The organism is Massilia sp. Root418, from assembly GCF_001425265.1.
Taxonomy (GTDB): Bacteria; Pseudomonadota; Gammaproteobacteria; order Burkholderiales; family Burkholderiaceae_D; genus Rugamonas.
The window spans coordinates 1,095,643-1,113,118 of the sequence record NZ_LMEC01000020.1; the positions used below are offsets into that span (position 1 = coordinate 1,095,643).

Sequence of the window (17,476 nt, forward strand, 5' to 3'; positions counted from 1 at the left end):
GAACTTAGCGGTCAATACTGCCGAACACGATGTCCTGCGTACCAATGATGGTCACGGCATCGGCAATCATGTGGCCGCGCGCCATTTCATCCAGCGCCTGCAGGTGGGCGTAGTCGGGCGCGCGCAGCTTCATGCGGTATGGTTTATTGGCGCCATCCGATAGCAGGTAGATGCCGAACTCGCCTTTCGGGTGCTCCACGGCAGCGTATGCTTCGCCCGGCGGCACGTGGAAGCCTTCGGTAAACAGCTTGAAGTGGTGGATCAGCGATTCCATATTGGTCTTCATGTCCACGCGCGACGGCGGCGCCACCTTGCGGTTGCTGGTCATGACCGGACCCGGATTGTTGCGCAGCCATTCCACGCACTGCTTGATGATGCGGTTGGACTGGCGCATTTCTTCGATGCGCACCAGGTAGCGGTCGTAGCAGTCGCCGTTGGTGCCGACCGGGATGTCGAAGTCCATCAGGTCGTACACTTCGTACGGCTGGTTCTTGCGCAGATCCCATTCGATGCCCGAACCGCGCAGCATGGCGCCGGTGAAGCCCATGGCCAGCGCGTCTTCCGGGGTCACCACGCCGATGCCGACGGTACGCTGCTTCCAGATACGGTTATCGGTCAGCAGGGTTTCGTATTCGTCGACATAGGTCGGGAAGCGGTTGCTGAAGTCTTCGATGAAGTCGAGCAGCGAACCCTGGCGGTTCTCGTTCAGTTCCTTGATGGTCTTGGCCGACTTGATCGGCGAAGCCTTGTGCTGCGGCATGGCGTCCGGCAGGTCGCGGTACACGCCGCCCGGACGGTAGTAGGCCGCGTGCATGCGCGCGCCCGACACCGCCTCGTAGCAGTCGAACAGGTCTTCGCGGTCGCGGAAGGCATACAGGAAGGGCCCCATGGCGCCCACGTCCAGCGCGTGCGCGCCCAGCCACATCAGGTGGTTCAGCAGGCGGGTCATCTCGTCGAACATCACGCGGATGTACTGCGCGCGCAGCGGCACTTCGATGCCCAGCAGCTTCTCGATCGCCATCACGTAGGCGTGCTCGTTGCACATCATCGACACGTAGTCGAGGCGGTCCATATACGGCACGGACTGCAGATAGGTCTTCTGCTCGGCCAGCTTCTCGGTGCCGCGGTGCAGCAGGCCGATGTGCGGGTCGGCGCGCTGGATCACTTCGCCGTCCAGCTCCAGCACCAGGCGCAGCACGCCGTGCGCCGCCGGGTGCTGCGGACCAAAGTTCAGGGTGTAATTCTTAATCTCAGCCATTATTTCATCCCGTATTTTTCTTCGCGGATCACACGCGGTATCAGCTCGCGCGGCTCGATCGTCACAGGCTGGTAGATCACGCGCTTCTGTGCTTCGTCGTAGCGCATTTCCACATAGCCGGAGACCGGGAAATCCTTGCGGAACGGATGGCCCACGAAACCGTAGTCGGTCAGGATGCGGCGCAGGTCGTTGTGGCCTTCGAACAGGATGCCCAGCAGGTCGAACGCTTCGCGCTCGTACCAGTTGACGGCCCGCCAGATCGGCATCACCGAGGCGACCACCGGCATGTCGTCGTCGGGCGCGAACACGCGCACGCGCACGCGCCAGTTGTGCTTGACCGACAGCAGGTGCGACACGACCGCGAAACGCAAGCCGTCCCACGTGCCTTCGCCGTAGGTCGAATAGTCCACGCCGCACAGGTCGATCAGCTGCTCGAAATGCAGGGTGGCGTCGTCGCGCAGGGTCTGCATGACGGCGTAGTAATCGGCCGCTTTCACGGTCAGGGTGACTTCACCCAGCGCTACTACCGTAGTAACGCGATCGCCCAAAGCCGTAGCCAGGGCGTTTTGCAAGACTTCCAATTGTGTACTCATAGTTCTGAAGCGCCCCGTTTAGCGTGCGATCGTGTTGGTACGCTTGATCTTGTTCTGCAACTGCAGGATGCCGTACAGCAGCGCTTCGGCCGTAGGCGGACAGCCCGGCACGTACACGTCCACCGGTACGATGCGGTCGCAACCGCGCACCACGGAGTAGGAATAGTGATAGTAGCCGCCGCCGTTGGCGCAGGAGCCCATCGAGATCACCCAGCGCGGTTCGGACATCTGGTCGTAGACCTTGCGCAGCGCCGGCGCCATCTTGTTGCACAGCGTGCCGGCCACAATCATCACGTCGGACTGGCGCGGCGATGGACGGAACACGATGCCGAAGCGGTCCAGATCGTAACGGGCTGCGCCCACGTGCATCATTTCAACCGCGCAGCAGGCCAGGCCGAACGTCATCGGGAACATCGACCCGGTGCGCGCCCAGTTGATCAGCTTGTCGGCTGTGGTGGTGATGAAACCTTCGTTTAATACGCCTTCAATAGCCATGGCTTATTCCCAATCAAGGGCACCTTTCTTCCAGATATACCAAAAACCGACCACGAATTCGGCGATGAACACCATCATCGTAATGAAACCCTGCCAGCCCAGTTCGCGCATGGAGACGCCCCATGGGAAGAAGAATGCCGTTTCCAGATCGAACAAAATAAAGAGAATTGCGACGAGGTAGTATCGTACGTCGAATTTCATGCGCGCGTCTTCGAAGGCTTCGAAACCGCACTCGTAAGGGGACAATTTGGCCGCGTCAGGCTTGTGTGGGCCGAGCAGACGGCCGAGCACCTGGGGAACTACGCCGACACCGACGCCGACGAGCAGGAATAAGAGAACGGGGAAGTAATTTTCGAGGTTCATTGATGAGCTTAATGTTGAACGATCGGTTAGGAAGGCACCGCGCTACCCTGCGGTGCATTTAACGCTCGACCCCAATCAACATTGAGACCAGGATCAAACGACACATCCTCGTAAAAAAACCAGCTTAGGCCCGGGTGGAGGGATAACCCTGCCCAGACGCACCTGCTGGCTTTCTGTATTTCTTTGGTGCCGACGACGAGACTCGAACTCGTACAGCTTTCGCCACTACCCCCTCAAGATAGCGTGTCTACCAATTTCACCACGTCGGCGTTAAGCCCGTTATTCTACAGTGATTTCGCTGCTTTGTTAATGCGTATTGCGGAGAAACAAGAAGAAAACGGTAAAGCTTGACTGAATCCCTAGAGTATCGGGGACATCCTCGCCCCCGGGAATATCAGGTATTACTTTTGCGGAGCAGGCGCAGGCGCCGGCGCCGATGCTGCAGGAGCCGCCGGAGCAGGCGCAGCAGCAGGCACGCCTGCGGCTGCCGCGGCTTCAGCGGCGCTTGGTGCGGCCGGGGCCGATGGCACTGCAGCAGGAATCGCTGCCGTGCCCTTGGTCGGTGCCGGGGCGGTGATCTTGTCCATCACGCCGCCGCCGCTGCTGCTGACGCCGCGGTTGCTGGCCATCGAGGCCAGCGCCAGCGTGGCGCCGAAGAAGACGGCTGCCGCTACGGCGGTCGACTTCGACATGAAGTTCGACGAGCCGCTGGCGCCGAACAGGCTGCCCGAAGCGCCCGAACCGAAGGCGGCGCCCATGTCGGCGCCCTTGCCGTGCTGCAGCAGCACCAGGGCGATGATGGCCAGCGCCGACAGCACCTGGACGACGACGATGAGGTTGTGCAAAGTGTTCATGCTATTCCATTTCCAGTTGGTGGTATTTCAGTTAAATCCGCATTGCCGGTTATTCTGCCGCGCGCACGATGGCTAGGAAATCCGCCGCCTTCAGTGCCGCGCCGCCGATCAGGCCGCCGTCGATATCCGGCTGCGCCAGCAATTCTTTCGCATTCTCGGGCTTCATGCTGCCGCCGTACAGGATCTGCACGCCAGCCGCGACACCCGCGTCGCGCGTGGCGACCTGCTTGCGCAACTGCGCGTGCACTTCCTGCGCCATGGCGGGCGTGGCGGTCTTGCCGGTGCCGATCGCCCACACCGGCTCGTAAGCCAGCACGATCTTGCCCACGGCCGCCGTGTCCAGCACGTCCAGCACGGCCTGCAGCTGCGCGCACACCACGACCGTGGTGCGCCCTGCTTCGCGTTCAGCCAGGGTCTCGCCCACGCACACCACCGGGGTCAGGCCGGCGGTCAGCGCGGCCAGGGCCTTCTGCGCCACCAGCTCATTGCTTTCGTGGTGATAAGCGCGGCGCTCCGAGTGGCCCACGATCACGTAGCGGCAGCCGAAGTCGGCCAGCATGGACGCCGCCACCTCGCCGGTATAGGCGCCTGCGGCATAGGCCGATACATCCTGCCCGCCCCACGCGACCGGCGTGCCGGCCAGCGCGGCCTGGCATTGTGCCAGGTAAGGCGCCGGCGCGCACACGGCGCATTCAGCCTGCCCGGCCGCGGACGCAGCCGCAACGCCAGCCGTAATACCGGACAGCAGCGCAGCGTTGCTGTCGCGGCTGCCGTTCATTTTCCAATTTCCGATGACGAGTTTGCGTCGCATAGTAGCCTAAAGTTCAATAACCCGCTATTTTAACGCGAGCCGCAAACCGGGGTCAAACCAGCGCCGCCACAGTGTGGCGGGAACATTGTTGAACCGCTCACACTTGCAGCATGATTTTGCCCACGTGCGTGCTGCTTTCCATGAGCGCATGCGCGGCGGCGGCCTGCTCCAGCGGAAACACCTGGTGGATCACCGGCTTGATGGCGCCCGACTCCAGCAGCGGCCAGACGCGCGCGCGCAGCTGGGCCGCGATCCGCGCCTTGAACGCCACCGGGCGCGGGCGCAAGGTGGAGCCGGTGACGGTGAGGCGGCGGCGCAGCACCTGGCCCAGGTCCAGCGTGGCCTTGGCGCCGCCCAGCAGCGCGATGACAGCGATGCGGCCGTCGTCGGCCAGGCAGCTGATTTCGCGCGGCAGGTAGTCGCCGCCCACCATGTCCAGGATCACGTCCACGCCCTTCCCGTCCGTCAGCTCCTTGACCAGGCCGGCGAAATCCTCGGTCTTGTAGTTGATGCCGCGCGCGGCGCCCAGCTGTTCGCAGATGCGCGCCTTCTCGTCGCTGCCGGCAGTGGCGAATACGCGGTGGCCCATGGCGGCCGCCAGCTGGATGGCCGTCACGCCGATGCCTGACGTGCCACCCTGCACCAGCAGGGTTTCGCCCTGCATCAGGTGGGCGCGGTCGAACACATTGCTCCACACGGTAAAGAAGGTTTCCGGCAGCGAGGCCGCCTCCAGCATGGACAGGCCCTTGGGCACGGGCAGGCATTGCTCCACCGGCGCGGTGCAGTATTCCGCGTAACCGCCGCCCTGCGCCAGCGCGCACACCATGTCGCCCTTGCTGAAGCGGCTGCCGGCCAGGTCGCCGTCGACGATCTCGCCGGCCACTTCCAGGCCCGGCAGGTCGGAGGCACCCGGCGGCGGCGCGTAGCTGCCGAGGCGCTGGAACACGTCCGGGCGGTTGATGCCGGCCGCATGCACCTTGATCAGCACCTCGCCCGCCTTGAATCCGGGAACCGGACGCTCGCACAGGCGCAGCACGTCGGCCGGGCCGGGCTGGGAGATTTCTATCGCACGCATGACTGCCCTCTCTCGGTAAAACGGCGATTGTACGCCAGACGCGACAGCGCCGCAGTGGCCCGGCAAGGGCTGCCGGGCGGGATGATAGTCGAAGTAATAATGAGATCGATTCTTATTTACTTTATTCCCAATGGTAACTATACTTTTAGCAACCTCGTTTTGCACTAAACAAATTCACACATTCCCAAGGAAACATTTTGAGCCAGCCTATCCGCAAGCCTAAGAGCATCCGCCTCGATCAAGACAGCGCCTTCGGCGCCATGAAAAAGACCAGCCTGGCCATGGGCATCTCGACCGCCATGCTGCTGCCGCTGGCGGCTGGTGCCGCCGACGCCGCCACCGCCGCCAAGCCCGAGCAGCAGCTGCCGGACGTGGTGGTGCTGGGCAAGCGCCTGGACCCGAACCCGAACGCCGAGCAAGGCGCCGCCTACAAGGCCAAGACCTCGGCCGACAGCCGCCACACCCGCCCTATCGCGGAAACGCCGCAAACCATCTCGGTGGTGACCAAGGCCGCTATCGACGACTCCGGCCTGACCGACCTGAAACAGATCCTGGGCGCGCAGCCCGGCATCACCCTGGGCACCGGCGAAAACGGCAACGCCTTCGGCGACCGCTACATCATCCGTGGCCAGGAAGCCCGCAGCGACGTGTTTGTCGACGGCCTGCGCGATCCCGGCATGAGCACCCGCGAAAGCTTCGCCATCGAGCAGCTGGAAATCTCCAAGGGCCCGAACTCCTCGTTCGCAGGCCGCGGCACCGCCGGCGGCGCCATCAACGCCATCACCAAGCAAGCCACGCTGGACCACGATTTCACCCGCGTCTCGGGCGCCGTCGGCAGCGACGCGCACCACCGCGCCTCGGCCGACATCAACAAGGGCTTCGGCGAGAACTTCGCGCTGCGCGCCAACCTGCTGGACTCCAAGGAAGACGTGCCGGACCGCGCGCCGTCGAGCCGCCGCCGCCAGGGCGTGGCCCTGTCCGGCCTGTACGAAGCGAGCAAGGACCTGTCGGTCACGCTGGACTACTACGGCCTGCACACCCGCGACAAGATGCCCGACCTGGGCGGCTACCTGGTCGGCACCGCGCCGAACCGCACCCCGGCGCCCAATGTGCCCGTGTACGCCCAGGCCGACGACTTCCTCAAGTCGCAGATCGACACCTTCACCGCACGCGTGAACTGGAAGCTGGCGCCCGCGCTGAAACTCACCAGCCTGACCCGCTACGGCACCGCCAGCAACGCCTACATCACCACCGGCGCCTCGTCCGGCACGCGCTACAACGGCGTCACCGGCGCGCCCTACACCACCTCCACGCTGGACAACGGCCACACCGGCTGGCAGGAAGTGGACTACTTCGCCCACCAGAGCAACCTGCGCTGGGACAAGCAGATCGGCGGCATGAAGCATGAGTTCATCTTCGGCCTGGAATACACCGACCACAAAGTGGAATCGGGCGCCTTCGCGCTGAACAACAGCGGCTTCAACTGCCGCAGCGCGAATCTGGCCGCCACGCCGCCCACCCCGGCCATCGGCGCCAACAACGCGTTCTGCTTCACCAACCCCAACGGCACGCCGGTGGCCGACCTGTCGCGCCTGGCCACCCGCAACATCCAACGCCTGAACTGGAACCAGGACTGGCAAGTGAAAACCACCGCCCTGAGCGCCATGGACACGGTGGACCTGACCGACAAGTTCACCGCCTTCGGCGGCGTGCGCGCCGACCACTTCGACCTGGGCCTGGTGCGCCGCAACGTGACCGCCACCACGGCCACCCAGACCGGCGACTACAGCTTCAACGACACCCTGGTCAACGGCCACTTCGGCCTGAGCTACAAGGTAGCCAAGGACGCCATCGTCTACGCCAGCGCCGCATCGGCGCAGGACATCAACGGCGGCGAAGCCGACTCGGGCACCGCCAGCGGCTACGGCGGCGCAGTCCTGTACAACGGCAACATCGCCGGCGCCAAGCCGGAAACCTCGATCAACCTGGAACTGGGCACCAAGTGGGACCTGTTCGACCACAAGCTGCTGGCTACCGCCGCGCTGTTCCAGACCACCAAGAAGGACGTGATGGAAGGCGCCAACTACGACACCGTGGGCACTTTCAACACCGGTGAAAACCGCGTGCGCGGCATCGAGTTCGGCCTGGTGGGCAACTTCACCGAGAAGCTGTCCGGCCAGGTCGGCGGCGCCCTGATGACCTCGAAAGTCCTGGCATCGTCCAACGTGGCCAACCTGGGCAACCCGCTGAGCAACTTCGCCAAGCAGACCTATTCGGCCCAGCTGAAGTACCAGGCCACCGACGCCTTCTCCTTCGGCGGCACCGCGCGCCACGAGGGCGACCGCTGCGGCGGCCTGCCGGACACCGGCGCCGGCATCGCCAACGGCGTGTGCTCGCAGCCTGTGCCATCGTTCACCGTGTACGACGTGTTCGCCAGCTACCGCTTCAGCCGCCGCTTCGACCTGCGCCTGAACGTGCTGAACGCCAGCAACAAGGACTACTACACTGCCGTCTACCGTTCCGGTTCCTTCCTGTACAAGGGTGACGCGCGCGCCGTGCGCCTGACCATGAACTACGAACTGTAACCACGCCCGGAGCCACGGAGCATTAGGTACAATGCCGGGTCCAACCCGGCATTTTTCATTCCATGACAACCTCCGCCACTGCCGCCGCTGCCGCCGCTGCGCCCCCGCCCCGCATCCCGCCGGGCATCCGCTGCGCGCACGACTACGAAGCGCTGGCACAGCGCGCCATCGCCGCGCCCAGCTTCGCCTACGTAGCCGGCGGCAGCGGGCACGGCCTGACCACGGCGGCCAACCGCGCCGCCTTCGAGCGCTGGTCCATCACGCCGCGCCTGCTGCGCGACGTGCGCGCCGGCCACACCCGCGCCACGCTGCGCGGGGAAACCTTTGCCCATCCGCTGATGCTGGCGCCGGTGGCCTTCCACAAGCTGGTGCACGCCGGCGGAGAGATGGACACCGCGCGCGCCGCGCACGCCACCGACACCTGCCTGATCGCCAGCACGCTGGCCTCCTGCACGCTGGAAGAGATGGCCAGCGCGGCCGGTCCGCAGCGCTGGTTCCAGCTCTACTTCCAGCCCGAACGCGGCGCCACGCTGGACTTGCTGCGCCGCGCCGAGGCCGCAGGCTACGGCGCCATCGTGGTCACGCTGGACGCGCCGATCCAGGTGGCCAGCATGGGCGCGCTGGACCTGCAGTTCCAGATGCCGCCCGAGTGCGTGCCGGCCAATCTGCTGGCCTACCCCGGCGCGCCGGCCGCCGCGCCAGGCGATGACGGCAGCCGCATCTTCCAGGGCGTCATGCGCCACGCCCCGGTCTGGGACGACCTGGCCTGGCTGCTGGCGCAATCGGCGCTGCCGGTGTGGGTGAAGGGCGTGCTGCATCCGGACGACGCGCTGGCCCTGCGCGCGGCAGGCGTGGCCGGCATCGTGGTGTCCAACCACGGCGGGCGCAGCCTGGACGGCGCACCGGCCAGCCTGGACGCGCTGCCCGCCATCCGCGCCGCGCTGGACGCCGCAGCCGGCGGCGCACCGGGCGCCGAGCCGTCCTCCGCGCCGGACACCCGCTTTCCGCTGCTGTTCGACGGCGGCATCCGCTGCGGCGCCGACGTGTTCAAAGCCCTGGCGCTGGGCGCGAACGCGGTGGCCATCGGCCGCCTGCAGCTGTACGCACTAAGCGTGGCCGGTGCGCTGGGCGTGGCTCACATGCTCAAGCTGCTGCGCGAAGAACTGGAAGTGTGCATGGCCCTGGCCGGCTGCGCCACGCTGGCGCAGATCACCCCGGCCGCCCTCACCCCCGCGAGACCATTATGCTGATTACGATAGACGATGTCCTGAGCAAGGACGAAGTAGCGCAGTTCCGCGCCTGGCTGGACCGCGCGGAATGGCAGGACGGCGCCGCCACCGGCGGCAGCCAGGCGCGCCGCGTCAAGCACAACCTGCAACTGGACGACAGCGCCGAGCCGGCCGTCAGCCTCGGCCAGCACATCCTGCGCAGCCTGGCCGCCAACCCGCTGTTCGTGTCGGCCGCGCTGCCGCGCAAGATCTACCCGCCCAAGTTCAACCGCTACGAAGGCGGCGGCAACTACGGCGCCCACGTGGACAGCGCCGTGATGCAGCTGCCCGGCAGCGGCCAGAGCCTGCGCAGCGACCTGTCGGCCACGCTGTTCCTGGCCGAGCCGGACGAATACGAAGGCGGCGAGCTCGAAATCGAGACCGAATTCGGCGTGCAGGAAGTCAAGCTGGAGGCGGGCAGCCTGGTGCTGTACCCCTCGTCCAGCCTGCACCGCGTGACGCCGGTGACGTCGGGCGCGCGCCTGGCCTCCTTCTTCTGGATCGAAAGCCTGGTGGGCGACGACGGCGAGCGCAGCATGCTGTTCGACCTGGACCAGGCCATCCAGCGCCTCACGCCCGCGCTGGCGGAACACCAGCGCGAACTGGTAAAGTTGACCGGGATTTACCACAATCTGCTGCGCCGCTGGGCCATCACCTGATTCCAACCCTACTCAAGGAAAACGCCATGAACAAGCAACTCTTCCGCATCGCCCTGCCCCTGCTGCTGGCCCTGTCCGCCGGCGCCGCCTCGGCCCACGGCGACGTGAAATGCACCACCAAGCCCAAGTCCGAATGGAAGCCGCACGAGGAACTGGCGCAGAAGCTGACCAAGGAAGGCTGGCAGATCCGCCGCATGGAAGCCACCAATTCCTGCTACGAAGTCTACGCCAAGGACCCGAAAGGCAAGCGCGTGGAAGCCTTCTTCGATCCGGTGACGTTCGCCCGTGTTGAAGAATAAGGTCAGGATCTGGGACCTGCCGGTCCGTTTGCTGCACTGGCTGCTGGTGGCCAGCATCGCGGCAGCGTGGTATACCAGCGGCCAGACCGGGCCGCTGCATGAATACATTGGCTACGCCGCGGCGGCGGCCGTGACTGCGCGCCTGCTGTGGAACTTTGCCGGCAGCCGGCATGCGCGCTTTGCCGAGTTCGTGCTGGGCGTGCAGCCCACGCTGGCTTACCTGCGCCAGGTCCTGGCCGGCACCGCGCCGCGCTACCTGGGCCACAATCCGCTGGGCGGATGGATGGTGGTGGCGCTGCTGTCCTGCGTGGCGCTGGTGGCCTTCAGCGGCTGGCTCACCACCACCGACCTGCTGTGGGGCTACGCCTGGCCGGTGCTGATCCATGAAAGCCTGGCGTGGCTGCTGGTGGCGCTGATCGCGGCCCACCTGGCCGGCGTGGCGTTCACCAGCTGGAAGCACCGCGAAAACCTGGTCGCCGCCATGCTAAGCGGCGACAAGGCGCCCGACTAAGCCACTTAGCCGCCGCCGGTGCGCGACTGCTTCGGCAATGGCGTGCCGACCTTCCAGCCGGCCGACAGCGCCTGCCCTTCCTCGATCTGTTCCGGCGTCATCTTCTTGACCACGGCCGCGCGCTGCTCGGCGGCATTGGCCGAGCCGCCCGCTGCCGCCAGGTTCCACAGCATGTAAGCCAGCACATTATCCTGCGGCATGCCGCCGATGTGATAACGGTACATCAGCCCCAGGGTTTGCTGCGCGTCCGGGTGGCCCTGCTCGGCCGCCTTGCGGAACCAGACCACGGCCTGCTTGTGGTCCTGGATCACGGCATTGCCGGTGTAGTACATGGCGCCCACCACGTACTGCGCGTCGGCCTTGCCCTTCATGGCCGCCTTGCGGTGCCAGTTCAGCGCCTGCTTGTAGTCCTGCGGCACGCCGCGGCCCATGTAATACATCAGGCCCAGCAAATGCTCGGCGTCCTTGTTGCCGGCGCGCGCCAGCGGCTCGATCTCCTTGTACGCCAGGGTGTAGTTGCGGTTGTTGTAGGCCGTGGCCCCTTCCGCGAAGCCTGCCCACGCAGCGTTTTGGACGCCAAGCGCGAAGCCGATCGCGATTATCACTTGTAGTAGTTTTTTCATGTTGCTCAAGAAATGGGTACTTGTGTCTCTTATTACCGCGCTCCCGCGCGGCACCATTTATTTCCAGCTGACCTTGCCGAGCCCGTCCACGCTCACGTTGCGGTTGGCCGGCTTGCCGAAGACTGTGACCGACCCCAGGCCGCTGAGATTCAAGGTCGCGCTGTCGCGCGCGGTCACGGTGGCGTTGCCCAGGCCGCTCAATTCGAGGTTGACGCTATCGGCCTGGAACTGCTGCGCGTTCAGGCCGCCCAGGCCGCCCAGCGTGGCCTTCAGCAGCTTGCTGCGCCCGCCGATGGTGACGTAGCCGGCGCCCTGCAGGTCCAGCTCCACGCTATCGTTCTCGCTGGCCCACACGTGCATGCTGCCCACGCCGCCCAGGCTGACCCGCATGGTGCGGTAGTCACACACCACCTTCATGCTGCCGGCGCCCTCCAGGGTCAGCTCGATGTCGTCGCCGCTGAAGCCGGTCACCTCGGTGGCGCCCACCCCGTCCGACACCACCTGGCGCAGATTGGGCAGCACCAACTCGGCGCGCAGTGTTGAGCGCTTGAGCTTGAAGCCGTGCATGTCCGAGTCCAGGTGCAGCGTGTCGCCCGACTGGGCAGTGGTGATCTTGCTGATGTAGCGCTTGTCCGCAGTGACGGTGAGCGAAGGCGTGTCCCCTCGTCGCAGCTTGAGGTCGATCACCCCGTCCAGCTTGACCCGCACCACGCGCGCATCGATGGCGCGGGTTTCGGTCACGATCTCGTCGGCGCCATGAGCGGCGGGCAGTATCAGGCCGATGGCGGCCAGCAGCAGGCCGAAGTGGTACAGGAAACGGGCGGAAATGGTCATGTCGGGAATCCTCGGGGCGGCGGCCGTATCTCGACTGGCCGCACATTATCGGTATTCCAACACTATACCCAAGCCCTACCCGCCCCGGCGGGAATTGCGACGAACTGCAAAAAACGTGGACTGGATTACATTTTGAGGGGGAATTTGCGCCAGAGCGCGGAGAATTGACTGCGAAGGAACTGCCACAGCAAAATGACAGGCAGGAAGTAGCCGCGCGGCGTCTCTTTCATGCCTTTGACGAAGCCTTCCTTAAAACCATCCCAAAATGCTCGCCAGTCGTGGATCATCGCCACTCCCTCACTCGTCTCACGATTGACTATAGCACCCACCAGACGAACAGGGATCCATCGCTCCAAAGCAGAAACAGGTGCATGGCATGCGCGAACTGCAGAAGCTCCTTCTCCGCTGTGAGCAGTGCGAGCAGCCGAACCAGAACGGATACCCCTGCGCTGACCAGCAACAAGACAGAGCACATTGCAGCGCCACCGATGACGTGCGACGAGAATTCCCCTATCTTCAGGCCTGCGGCCTTGTCGTGCTCAGTTCGCTTGCCTGCGGCCCGCTTTAGTCTCGCTCTCCGCTTTCCAGCCATATGCCCTCCCTCCGCAAGCATAGCGGCAGAGCGGCGGGTATCTACTGATCCAACTCAACTTCCTGCGCGGCTTGGGCGGGGGTGCCGCAGGCGTGGCAGAAGCGGCTGAAGGCGTTTTTGCGGGTGCTGCATTGGCCGCAGTGGTCGTACAGGCCGATGCCGCAGTGCGGGCAGAAGTCGATGGCCGGGTCTTTCAGGTCCACCTTGCGCTCGCAGCCGGGGCACACGCCCTTGGCCAGCCGCGCCAGCGCCACGTCGTATTGCAGCGTTTCACGGCGCTGCCGGTCCGACAGCGCCTCGGCGGCCTTTTGCTTGTCCAGGTAACGCTGCAGCGAGACGATGGCCTGGCGCCCGACCAGCACCGTGAGCGCGATGCCGACGATGTAGCGCACGTAGCCGCCGTAGCTGGGCAGGTAGGGCACCAGCTCGACGAAGAAGGCGAAGCCGGCGAAAATGATGAAGCCCCACACGAAGGGCCAGTACTTGCCCTTGCGGCGGGTCTTGAACAGCCAGCCCGCCAGCACCAGCAGCGGCAGCGTGAGCAGCAGGCGGTAGCCGAACACGCGCAGCTCCTGCGCACGCACTGCCGCCTCGTACGGGCCGCGCGCGGCCAGTTCCAGGCCGGCCCACTGGCGCTGCGCCTGCTCGGTGGCCTGGCTGGCGTCCAGGTGCGCCTGTTCCTGGGCCTCCACTAGCGCCAGCGCCTGGCGCTCGGCAGCCGCCAGCGCGTCCAGCTCGCGGGTGCGCTTGATGACTTCGGGGTCCTGCTCGGAGCGCGCCGTCACGCTGCGGGTGGCCAGCCAGTTGTCAAAGGTCTCGCGCGCCGAGTGGCTGTTGGCGACCGCCACCTGGTGCTTCTGGCGCGCCTGCTGCAGCGCGGCGCCGGCCTCGGTCTGACGCTGTTCCTGCTGCGCCAGCGCACCCTTCAGCTGTGCGCTGCGCTGCGGGTCCATGAACTGCTCCAGCGCCAGCGGCCGCTCCACGGTGCCGAGATTGTCGACCACCTGGCCGCCCAGGCCAATCAGAAATCCCGCGAAGGCCAGCGCCACCAGCCACAGGCCGCGCTGGAACCATTTCTCGGACAACCGCAGGGACTTGCTCATGTCAGCCTTCCTTTCAACGGGTCAAAGCGGCACGAAAGCGCCGCCCGGCAGCACGATGGTGGCGCGGAAGCCGCCACCGGGGGCATTGGCCAGCAGCAGTTCGCCGCCGTGCGCCTGCACGATACCACGCGCAATGCCCAGGCCCAGCCCCATGCCGCTGTTGTTCTGGTTGCGGCCATGCTCCAGCCGCACATAGGGCTCGAACAGGCCGGGCAGCGCCTCCTCCGGCACGCCCGGGCCGTGGTCGCGCACCTCGATTTCGATATTGCCGGCCTGCTCGCGCACCGCCAGCTCCACCTGGCGCCCGTAGTGCAGCGCGTTGTTGAGCAAATTGCCGATGGCGCGCTTGAGCGCCAGCGGCTTGGCCGCCACGCTCAGGCCGGAGGCGCTGAAGGACACCGCGTGCCCGGCCAGCTGCGCGTCGCGCACCATGCGGCCCAGCAGCGCATCGAGCCGCACCTCGGTGGGGTTCTCGTGGATGTCGCTGTCCTTCACGGTTTGCAGCGCGCCCTTGACCATCATGTCCAGCTCATCGAGGTCGTCGTGGAATTCGCTCTGCATGTCCTCGTCGTCCAGCAGTTCGGTGCGCAGCTTGAGCCGCATGATGGGCGTGCGCAGGTCGTGCGAGATGGACACGAACAGGCGCTCGCGGTCCTCGATGTAGCGCTGGATGCGCTGGCGCATGGCCTCGAAGGCGCGCGCGGTGTTGACGAACTCGCGGCTGCCCGTTTCCGGCAGCGCGGGCGCGTTGCCACCCTTGCCGAAGGCGGTGGCCGCCTCCGACAGCGCCGCCAGCGGCCGGGTGATCCAGCGCACCACCATGATGGACAGCAGCAGCACCGCCGCCAGCGACAGCGCCTGCAGCAGCAGGCGGTCGCGTGTGAGCGGGTTGCCGGTTTCTAGGAAGTAGGGGTTGGGCATCAGCGTGGCCAGGTAGAGCCAGTGGCCGGGGTCCATCTCCACCTGGATCAGCAGCACCGGCGCCGGCTTGGTCAGCAGGATGTGCTGCACCCAGGTGTCCGGCAGGTCCGCGATGGTGGCGCCGTCGTCGCCCACCGGCAGCTTCTCGGGCCAGGCGAAGGCCAGCCGCACGTCCGCCATGTTCGGCAAGTCCTCCTTGAGCGTGGCGCGCACCTGCTTGAGCGCGGCATCCGCCAGTTCCTGGCCGGCGATGGCCCGCACCTGCACCGGCGCCTGGTTGATGTTGACCAGGAAGCGGGTGCCGCCCATTTCGCGGAACTGCTGGATGATGAGGGGCCGGTAATTCGGCGGCAGGCTGAGGAAAAAGCGCACCGCGCTGGCCGCGCTGTGGGCCAGGTGCTGCGCGGCCGTGCCGGTTTCGCTGAGCGCTTCGGCGCGCCGCTGCGCGGCCCAGATGATGTTGCCCACCAGCTGGGTGAGCAGCACGCCTATCATCATCACCAGCGTCAGGCGGCCCAGCAGGGACTGCGGAAGCACCCGCTGCAGCCAGCCCGCGCCGGTGCTGCTGCCGCTACTACGCATTGGACGCGGTGACGTCGGCCGAGAACACGTAGCCGGCGCCGCGCACGGTCTTGATCAGCAGCGGATTGCGCCCGCCGTCGTTCAGGCGCAGGCGCAGGCGGCTGATCTGCACGTCCAGGAAACGGTCCAGCGGACCGGAGTCGCGCCCGCGCGTGCCCTCGCACAGCGCGCTGCGGTCCAGGATGTCGCCTGCGTGCTCGACGAAATATTTCAGCAGCTGGAAGTCCAGCCCCGTCAGCGGCACGATCTCGCCGGCCGCGTTGGTGACGGTGCGCGCCACGGTGTCCAGCGTGAAGCCCACGAAGCGGTAGTAGCGCGGCGCCGATTCGTTGCCCATGCCGGTGCGGCGGTGGATGGCCTTGATGCGCGCCAGCAGCTCGCGCGGGCTGTAGGGCTTGGACACGTAGTCGTCCGCGCCCAGCTCCAGGCCCACCACGCGGTCGGTCTCGTCCGAGCTGGCGGTGAGCATGATGATGGGCACATTGGAGCGGCTGCGCACGGCCTTGCACAGCGCGAAGCCGTCCGTGTCCGGCAGCATCACGTCCAGGATCACCAGCGACAGCTCGTCGGCGTAGCGGTTGAATTCGGCCAGGAAGGTCTGGCCGTCGTGGGCCAGGCCGACGTCGTACTGGTTCTTCTCCAGGTAGGTCTTCAGCAGGGTCCGCGTTTTTTGGTCGTCGTCGACGATCAGGATCTTGCGCATGATAGATTCATCTTGTTTTGGTAAACGTGCGGGCGATGGTGCCCAGCCTGCGCTGGGTGTCGGCCACACTCACATTATCGTCCAGGAAGTAGCGGTGCACCTCGGCCACGATGGCGTCGCGCACGATCTCCTCGGTGGCCATGCGGTGCACCAGGCTGGGCACCAGCGCCTCCGGCCCGCTGGTAAACAGCTTCCACGAGGCGCGCGCGCACACGTCCATCTTGGCCAGCACGGGATTGCGCAGCACCGGGATCGAGCCCTTGATCTGGTTGTAGTCGTTCTGCAGCGCGGGCGACATGATAAGCGCCGCCAGCTTTTCCTGCGCGGGGCGGTGCGATTCGCGCGTGGCCAGCATGCCCATGGTGTCGATGTTGTACAGGTGGTAGTTGGCGGTGCCCGGCACGGCTGCGCAGCCGAAACCCTCCTCCACCGTCAGCCCGCGCGACACCAGCTCGCCCTTGGCCCAGTCGCCCATCACCATGAAGGCGGCGCGCCCTTCGGCCAGCTCGCGCACGCCCTCGTCCCAGCTGCGTTCCGCGATCGGGCTGCCCATCCACTTTTTCAGGCTGCGCAGGCGCTGCAAGGCGCTGGCCAGGCGCGGGTCGGTGTAGGCGGCGGCGTGGCGGCGCTGGAACAGCTCGCGGTGGAATTCCGCGCCCTCGGACAGCACCAGCGCTTCAAACAGCGTGGTCACCTGCCACGGTTCGCTGCTCTGCGCCAGCGGCACGATGCCGGCCTGGTGCAGCTTCACGGCGGCCTGCTCGAACTGGGTCCAGTTGTCCGGCACCGCCAGGTTCAGGCGCGCCAGCAGCTTGCGGTTGTAGAACAGGGTATTCATGCGGTGGATGCCGACCGGCGCCGCGTACACATGGCCGTCCGACTTGATGGCCTCGGCCACGGTGGGCAGCAGCTGCTTGTCCCACTTGCCGGCGGCGGCCACCGCGTCCAGGTCCAGCAGCAGGTCGAGACGGGCCCAGTCGCGGATCACGATGCCGTTCACCTGCGCCACTTCCGGTGCGTCCTTGGCCAGCATGCGGCTGCGCAGCACGATGCCGGCGCCGGCGCCCGAGCCGCTGGGCACCATGCTGTCGCGCCAGCCGATGTCGGCCTCGCTGGCCAGGCGCGCGGCGATCAGGTCCACCGCCTTGCGCTCGCTGGCGGACTTCCACCAGTGCAGCACCTGCAAGGCCTCCCCGCGCGCCGCGCCGGACGCGGCGTAGCCTGCCACGCTCAATAGCAGGCACGCGGCAAAACGCAGTGTGTGGCGAGTCGTCTCCGTCATCTTGTCCAGCCATTCTGGGATGGCATTTTGTGTGCACAGACTATAACCCAAAGCATTCTTGAAAC

At 66.0% G+C, this 17,476-nt stretch carries 19 protein-coding genes and 1 tRNA gene; 5 read left to right on the forward strand and 15 right to left on the reverse strand.

Features of this window, described 5'->3' with window-relative positions; translation table 11 throughout:
- Window positions 1-4 precede the first annotated feature (4 nt).
- From ASC94_RS17180 to ASC94_RS17215, 8 genes are all read right to left on the reverse strand, one after another.
- Complete coding sequence (locus ASC94_RS17180; protein WP_056397292.1) at window positions 5-1,258, reverse strand: NADH-quinone oxidoreductase subunit D; 1,254 nt, start codon at window positions 1,256-1,258, stop codon at window positions 5-7.
- Window positions 1,258-1,851 carry an NADH-quinone oxidoreductase subunit C gene (locus ASC94_RS17185; RefSeq protein WP_056397298.1) on the reverse strand — a complete coding sequence of 198 codons (594 nt, stop codon included), beginning with the start codon at window positions 1,849-1,851 and terminating at the stop codon, window positions 1,258-1,260. Before ASC94_RS17185 ends, ASC94_RS17180 begins: the two co-directional genes overlap by 1 nt.
- An 18-nt stretch (window positions 1,852-1,869) precedes the next feature.
- A complete protein-coding gene (locus tag ASC94_RS17190) occupies window positions 1,870-2,346 on the reverse strand; it encodes an NADH-quinone oxidoreductase subunit B family protein (protein ID WP_056397301.1) in 477 nt (158 codons plus the stop codon).
- Between the two features lie 3 nt (window positions 2,347-2,349).
- Entirely contained in the window at window positions 2,350-2,709 is a 360-nt protein-coding gene (gene ndhC, locus ASC94_RS17195) for an NADH-quinone oxidoreductase subunit A (protein ID WP_056397304.1), read from the reverse strand.
- 184 nt (window positions 2,710-2,893) lie between these two features.
- Window positions 2,894-2,978: transfer RNA gene (locus ASC94_RS17200), tRNA-Leu, on the reverse strand.
- A 132-nt stretch (window positions 2,979-3,110) separates the two neighbouring features.
- Window positions 3,111-3,563, reverse strand: a complete 453-nt coding sequence (gene secG, locus ASC94_RS17205; RefSeq protein WP_056397307.1) for a preprotein translocase subunit SecG — start codon at window positions 3,561-3,563, stop codon at window positions 3,111-3,113.
- 49 nt (window positions 3,564-3,612) lie between these two features.
- Window positions 3,613-4,374 carry a triose-phosphate isomerase gene (gene tpiA, locus ASC94_RS17210; RefSeq protein ID WP_082616599.1) on the reverse strand — a complete coding sequence of 254 codons (762 nt, stop codon included), beginning with the start codon at window positions 4,372-4,374 and terminating at the stop codon, window positions 3,613-3,615.
- Window positions 4,375-4,471: 97 nt separating this feature from the next.
- A complete protein-coding gene (locus tag ASC94_RS17215; protein WP_056397313.1) occupies window positions 4,472-5,449 on the reverse strand; it encodes an NAD(P)H-quinone oxidoreductase in 978 nt (325 codons plus the stop codon).
- Between the two features lie 197 nt (window positions 5,450-5,646).
- On the opposite strand from ASC94_RS17215, the gene ASC94_RS17220 reads away from it, so the two are divergent.
- The 5 genes from ASC94_RS17220 to ASC94_RS17240 all read left to right on the forward strand — a co-directional run bounded on the left by ASC94_RS17220 (window position 5,647) and on the right by ASC94_RS17240 (window position 10,771).
- Window positions 5,647-8,034 (forward strand): TonB-dependent siderophore receptor, encoded by a 2,388-nt coding sequence (locus ASC94_RS17220; RefSeq protein ID WP_229417306.1) that lies wholly within the window; start codon window positions 5,647-5,649, stop codon window positions 8,032-8,034.
- 62 nt (window positions 8,035-8,096) lie between these two features.
- Complete coding sequence (locus tag ASC94_RS17225) at window positions 8,097-9,284, forward strand: alpha-hydroxy acid oxidase (protein ID WP_056397316.1); 1,188 nt, start codon at window positions 8,097-8,099, stop codon at window positions 9,282-9,284.
- Window positions 9,278-9,961 (forward strand): Fe2+-dependent dioxygenase, encoded by a 684-nt coding sequence (locus tag ASC94_RS17230; protein ID WP_056397319.1) that lies wholly within the window; start codon window positions 9,278-9,280, stop codon window positions 9,959-9,961. The genes ASC94_RS17225 and ASC94_RS17230 overlap by 7 nt, the downstream gene beginning before the upstream one ends.
- Before the next feature lie 26 nt (window positions 9,962-9,987).
- Window positions 9,988-10,260 carry a PepSY domain-containing protein gene (locus ASC94_RS17235; RefSeq protein WP_056398102.1) on the forward strand — a complete coding sequence of 91 codons (273 nt, stop codon included), beginning with the start codon at window positions 9,988-9,990 and terminating at the stop codon, window positions 10,258-10,260.
- Window positions 10,247-10,771, forward strand: coding sequence for a cytochrome b/b6 domain-containing protein (locus tag ASC94_RS17240; RefSeq protein WP_056397322.1), 525 nt, complete (start codon window positions 10,247-10,249; stop codon window positions 10,769-10,771). The genes ASC94_RS17235 and ASC94_RS17240 overlap by 14 nt, the downstream gene beginning before the upstream one ends.
- A gap of 5 nt (window positions 10,772-10,776) precedes the next feature.
- On the opposite strand, the gene ASC94_RS17245 is transcribed toward ASC94_RS17240, so the two are convergent.
- The 7 genes from ASC94_RS17245 to ASC94_RS17275 all read right to left on the reverse strand — a co-directional run bounded on the left by ASC94_RS17245 (window position 10,777) and on the right by ASC94_RS17275 (window position 17,411).
- A complete protein-coding gene (locus ASC94_RS17245) occupies window positions 10,777-11,394 on the reverse strand; it encodes a tetratricopeptide repeat protein (RefSeq protein ID WP_056397325.1) in 618 nt (205 codons plus the stop codon).
- Window positions 11,395-11,451: 57 nt separating this feature from the next.
- On the reverse strand, window positions 11,452-12,228 hold the full coding sequence (locus ASC94_RS17250) for a GIN domain-containing protein (RefSeq protein ID WP_056397328.1): 777 nt from the start codon (window positions 12,226-12,228) through the stop codon (window positions 11,452-11,454).
- A gap of 125 nt (window positions 12,229-12,353) precedes the next feature.
- Window positions 12,354-12,515, reverse strand: a complete 162-nt coding sequence (locus tag ASC94_RS32705) for a hypothetical protein (protein WP_157201481.1) — start codon at window positions 12,513-12,515, stop codon at window positions 12,354-12,356.
- 346 nt (window positions 12,516-12,861) lie between these two features.
- Window positions 12,862-13,923 (reverse strand): serine endopeptidase, encoded by a 1,062-nt coding sequence (locus ASC94_RS17260; protein WP_056397334.1) that lies wholly within the window; start codon window positions 13,921-13,923, stop codon window positions 12,862-12,864.
- Between the two features lie 21 nt (window positions 13,924-13,944).
- Window positions 13,945-15,426 (reverse strand): ATP-binding protein, encoded by a 1,482-nt coding sequence (locus ASC94_RS17265; RefSeq protein WP_056397337.1) that lies wholly within the window; start codon window positions 15,424-15,426, stop codon window positions 13,945-13,947.
- A complete protein-coding gene (locus ASC94_RS17270; protein ID WP_307718846.1) occupies window positions 15,419-16,132 on the reverse strand; it encodes a response regulator in 714 nt (237 codons plus the stop codon). The genes ASC94_RS17265 and ASC94_RS17270 overlap by 8 nt, the downstream gene beginning before the upstream one ends.
- 4 nt (window positions 16,133-16,136) lie before the next feature.
- Window positions 16,137-17,411 carry an ABC transporter substrate-binding protein gene (locus ASC94_RS17275; RefSeq protein ID WP_082616600.1) on the reverse strand — a complete coding sequence of 425 codons (1,275 nt, stop codon included), beginning with the start codon at window positions 17,409-17,411 and terminating at the stop codon, window positions 16,137-16,139.
- Between the last annotated feature and the right edge of the window lie 65 nt (window positions 17,412-17,476).

Excerpts from the sequence above, each read along its gene's own strand:
- ndhC (WP_056397304.1), bottom strand. The coding sequence starts at position 2,709 with ATGAACCTCGAAAATTACTTCCCCGTTCTCTTATTCCTGCTCGTCGGC.
- ASC94_RS17215 (WP_056397313.1), bottom strand. The coding sequence starts at position 5,449 with ATGCGTGCGATAGAAATCTCCCAGCCCGGCCCGGCCGACGTGCTGCGC.
- ASC94_RS32705 (WP_157201481.1), bottom strand. The coding sequence starts at position 12,515 with ATGATCCACGACTGGCGAGCATTTTGGGATGGTTTTAAGGAAGGCTTC.
- ASC94_RS17265 (WP_056397337.1), bottom strand. The coding sequence starts at position 15,426 with ATGCGTAGTAGCGGCAGCAGCACCGGCGCGGGCTGGCTGCAGCGGGTG.
- ASC94_RS17185 (WP_056397298.1), bottom strand. The coding sequence starts at position 1,851 with ATGAGTACACAATTGGAAGTCTTGCAAAACGCCCTGGCTACGGCTTTG.
- secG (WP_056397307.1), bottom strand. The coding sequence starts at position 3,563 with ATGAACACTTTGCACAACCTCATCGTCGTCGTCCAGGTGCTGTCGGCG.
- ASC94_RS17225 (WP_056397316.1), top strand. The coding sequence starts at position 8,097 with ATGACAACCTCCGCCACTGCCGCCGCTGCCGCCGCTGCGCCCCCGCCC.
- ASC94_RS17245 (WP_056397325.1), bottom strand. The coding sequence starts at position 11,394 with ATGAAAAAACTACTACAAGTGATAATCGCGATCGGCTTCGCGCTTGGC.
- tpiA (WP_082616599.1), bottom strand. The coding sequence starts at position 4,374 with ATGCGACGCAAACTCGTCATCGGAAATTGGAAAATGAACGGCAGCCGC.
- ASC94_RS17250 (WP_056397328.1), bottom strand. The coding sequence starts at position 12,228 with ATGACCATTTCCGCCCGTTTCCTGTACCACTTCGGCCTGCTGCTGGCC.
- ASC94_RS17260 (WP_056397334.1), bottom strand. The coding sequence starts at position 13,923 with ATGAGCAAGTCCCTGCGGTTGTCCGAGAAATGGTTCCAGCGCGGCCTG.
- ASC94_RS17275 (WP_082616600.1), bottom strand. The coding sequence starts at position 17,411 with ATGACGGAGACGACTCGCCACACACTGCGTTTTGCCGCGTGCCTGCTA.
- ASC94_RS17190 (WP_056397301.1), bottom strand. The coding sequence starts at position 2,346 with ATGGCTATTGAAGGCGTATTAAACGAAGGTTTCATCACCACCACAGCC.
- ASC94_RS17235 (WP_056398102.1), top strand. The coding sequence starts at position 9,988 with ATGAACAAGCAACTCTTCCGCATCGCCCTGCCCCTGCTGCTGGCCCTG.
- ASC94_RS17230 (WP_056397319.1), top strand. The coding sequence starts at position 9,278 with ATGCTGATTACGATAGACGATGTCCTGAGCAAGGACGAAGTAGCGCAG.
- ASC94_RS17180 (WP_056397292.1), bottom strand. The coding sequence starts at position 1,258 with ATGGCTGAGATTAAGAATTACACCCTGAACTTTGGTCCGCAGCACCCG.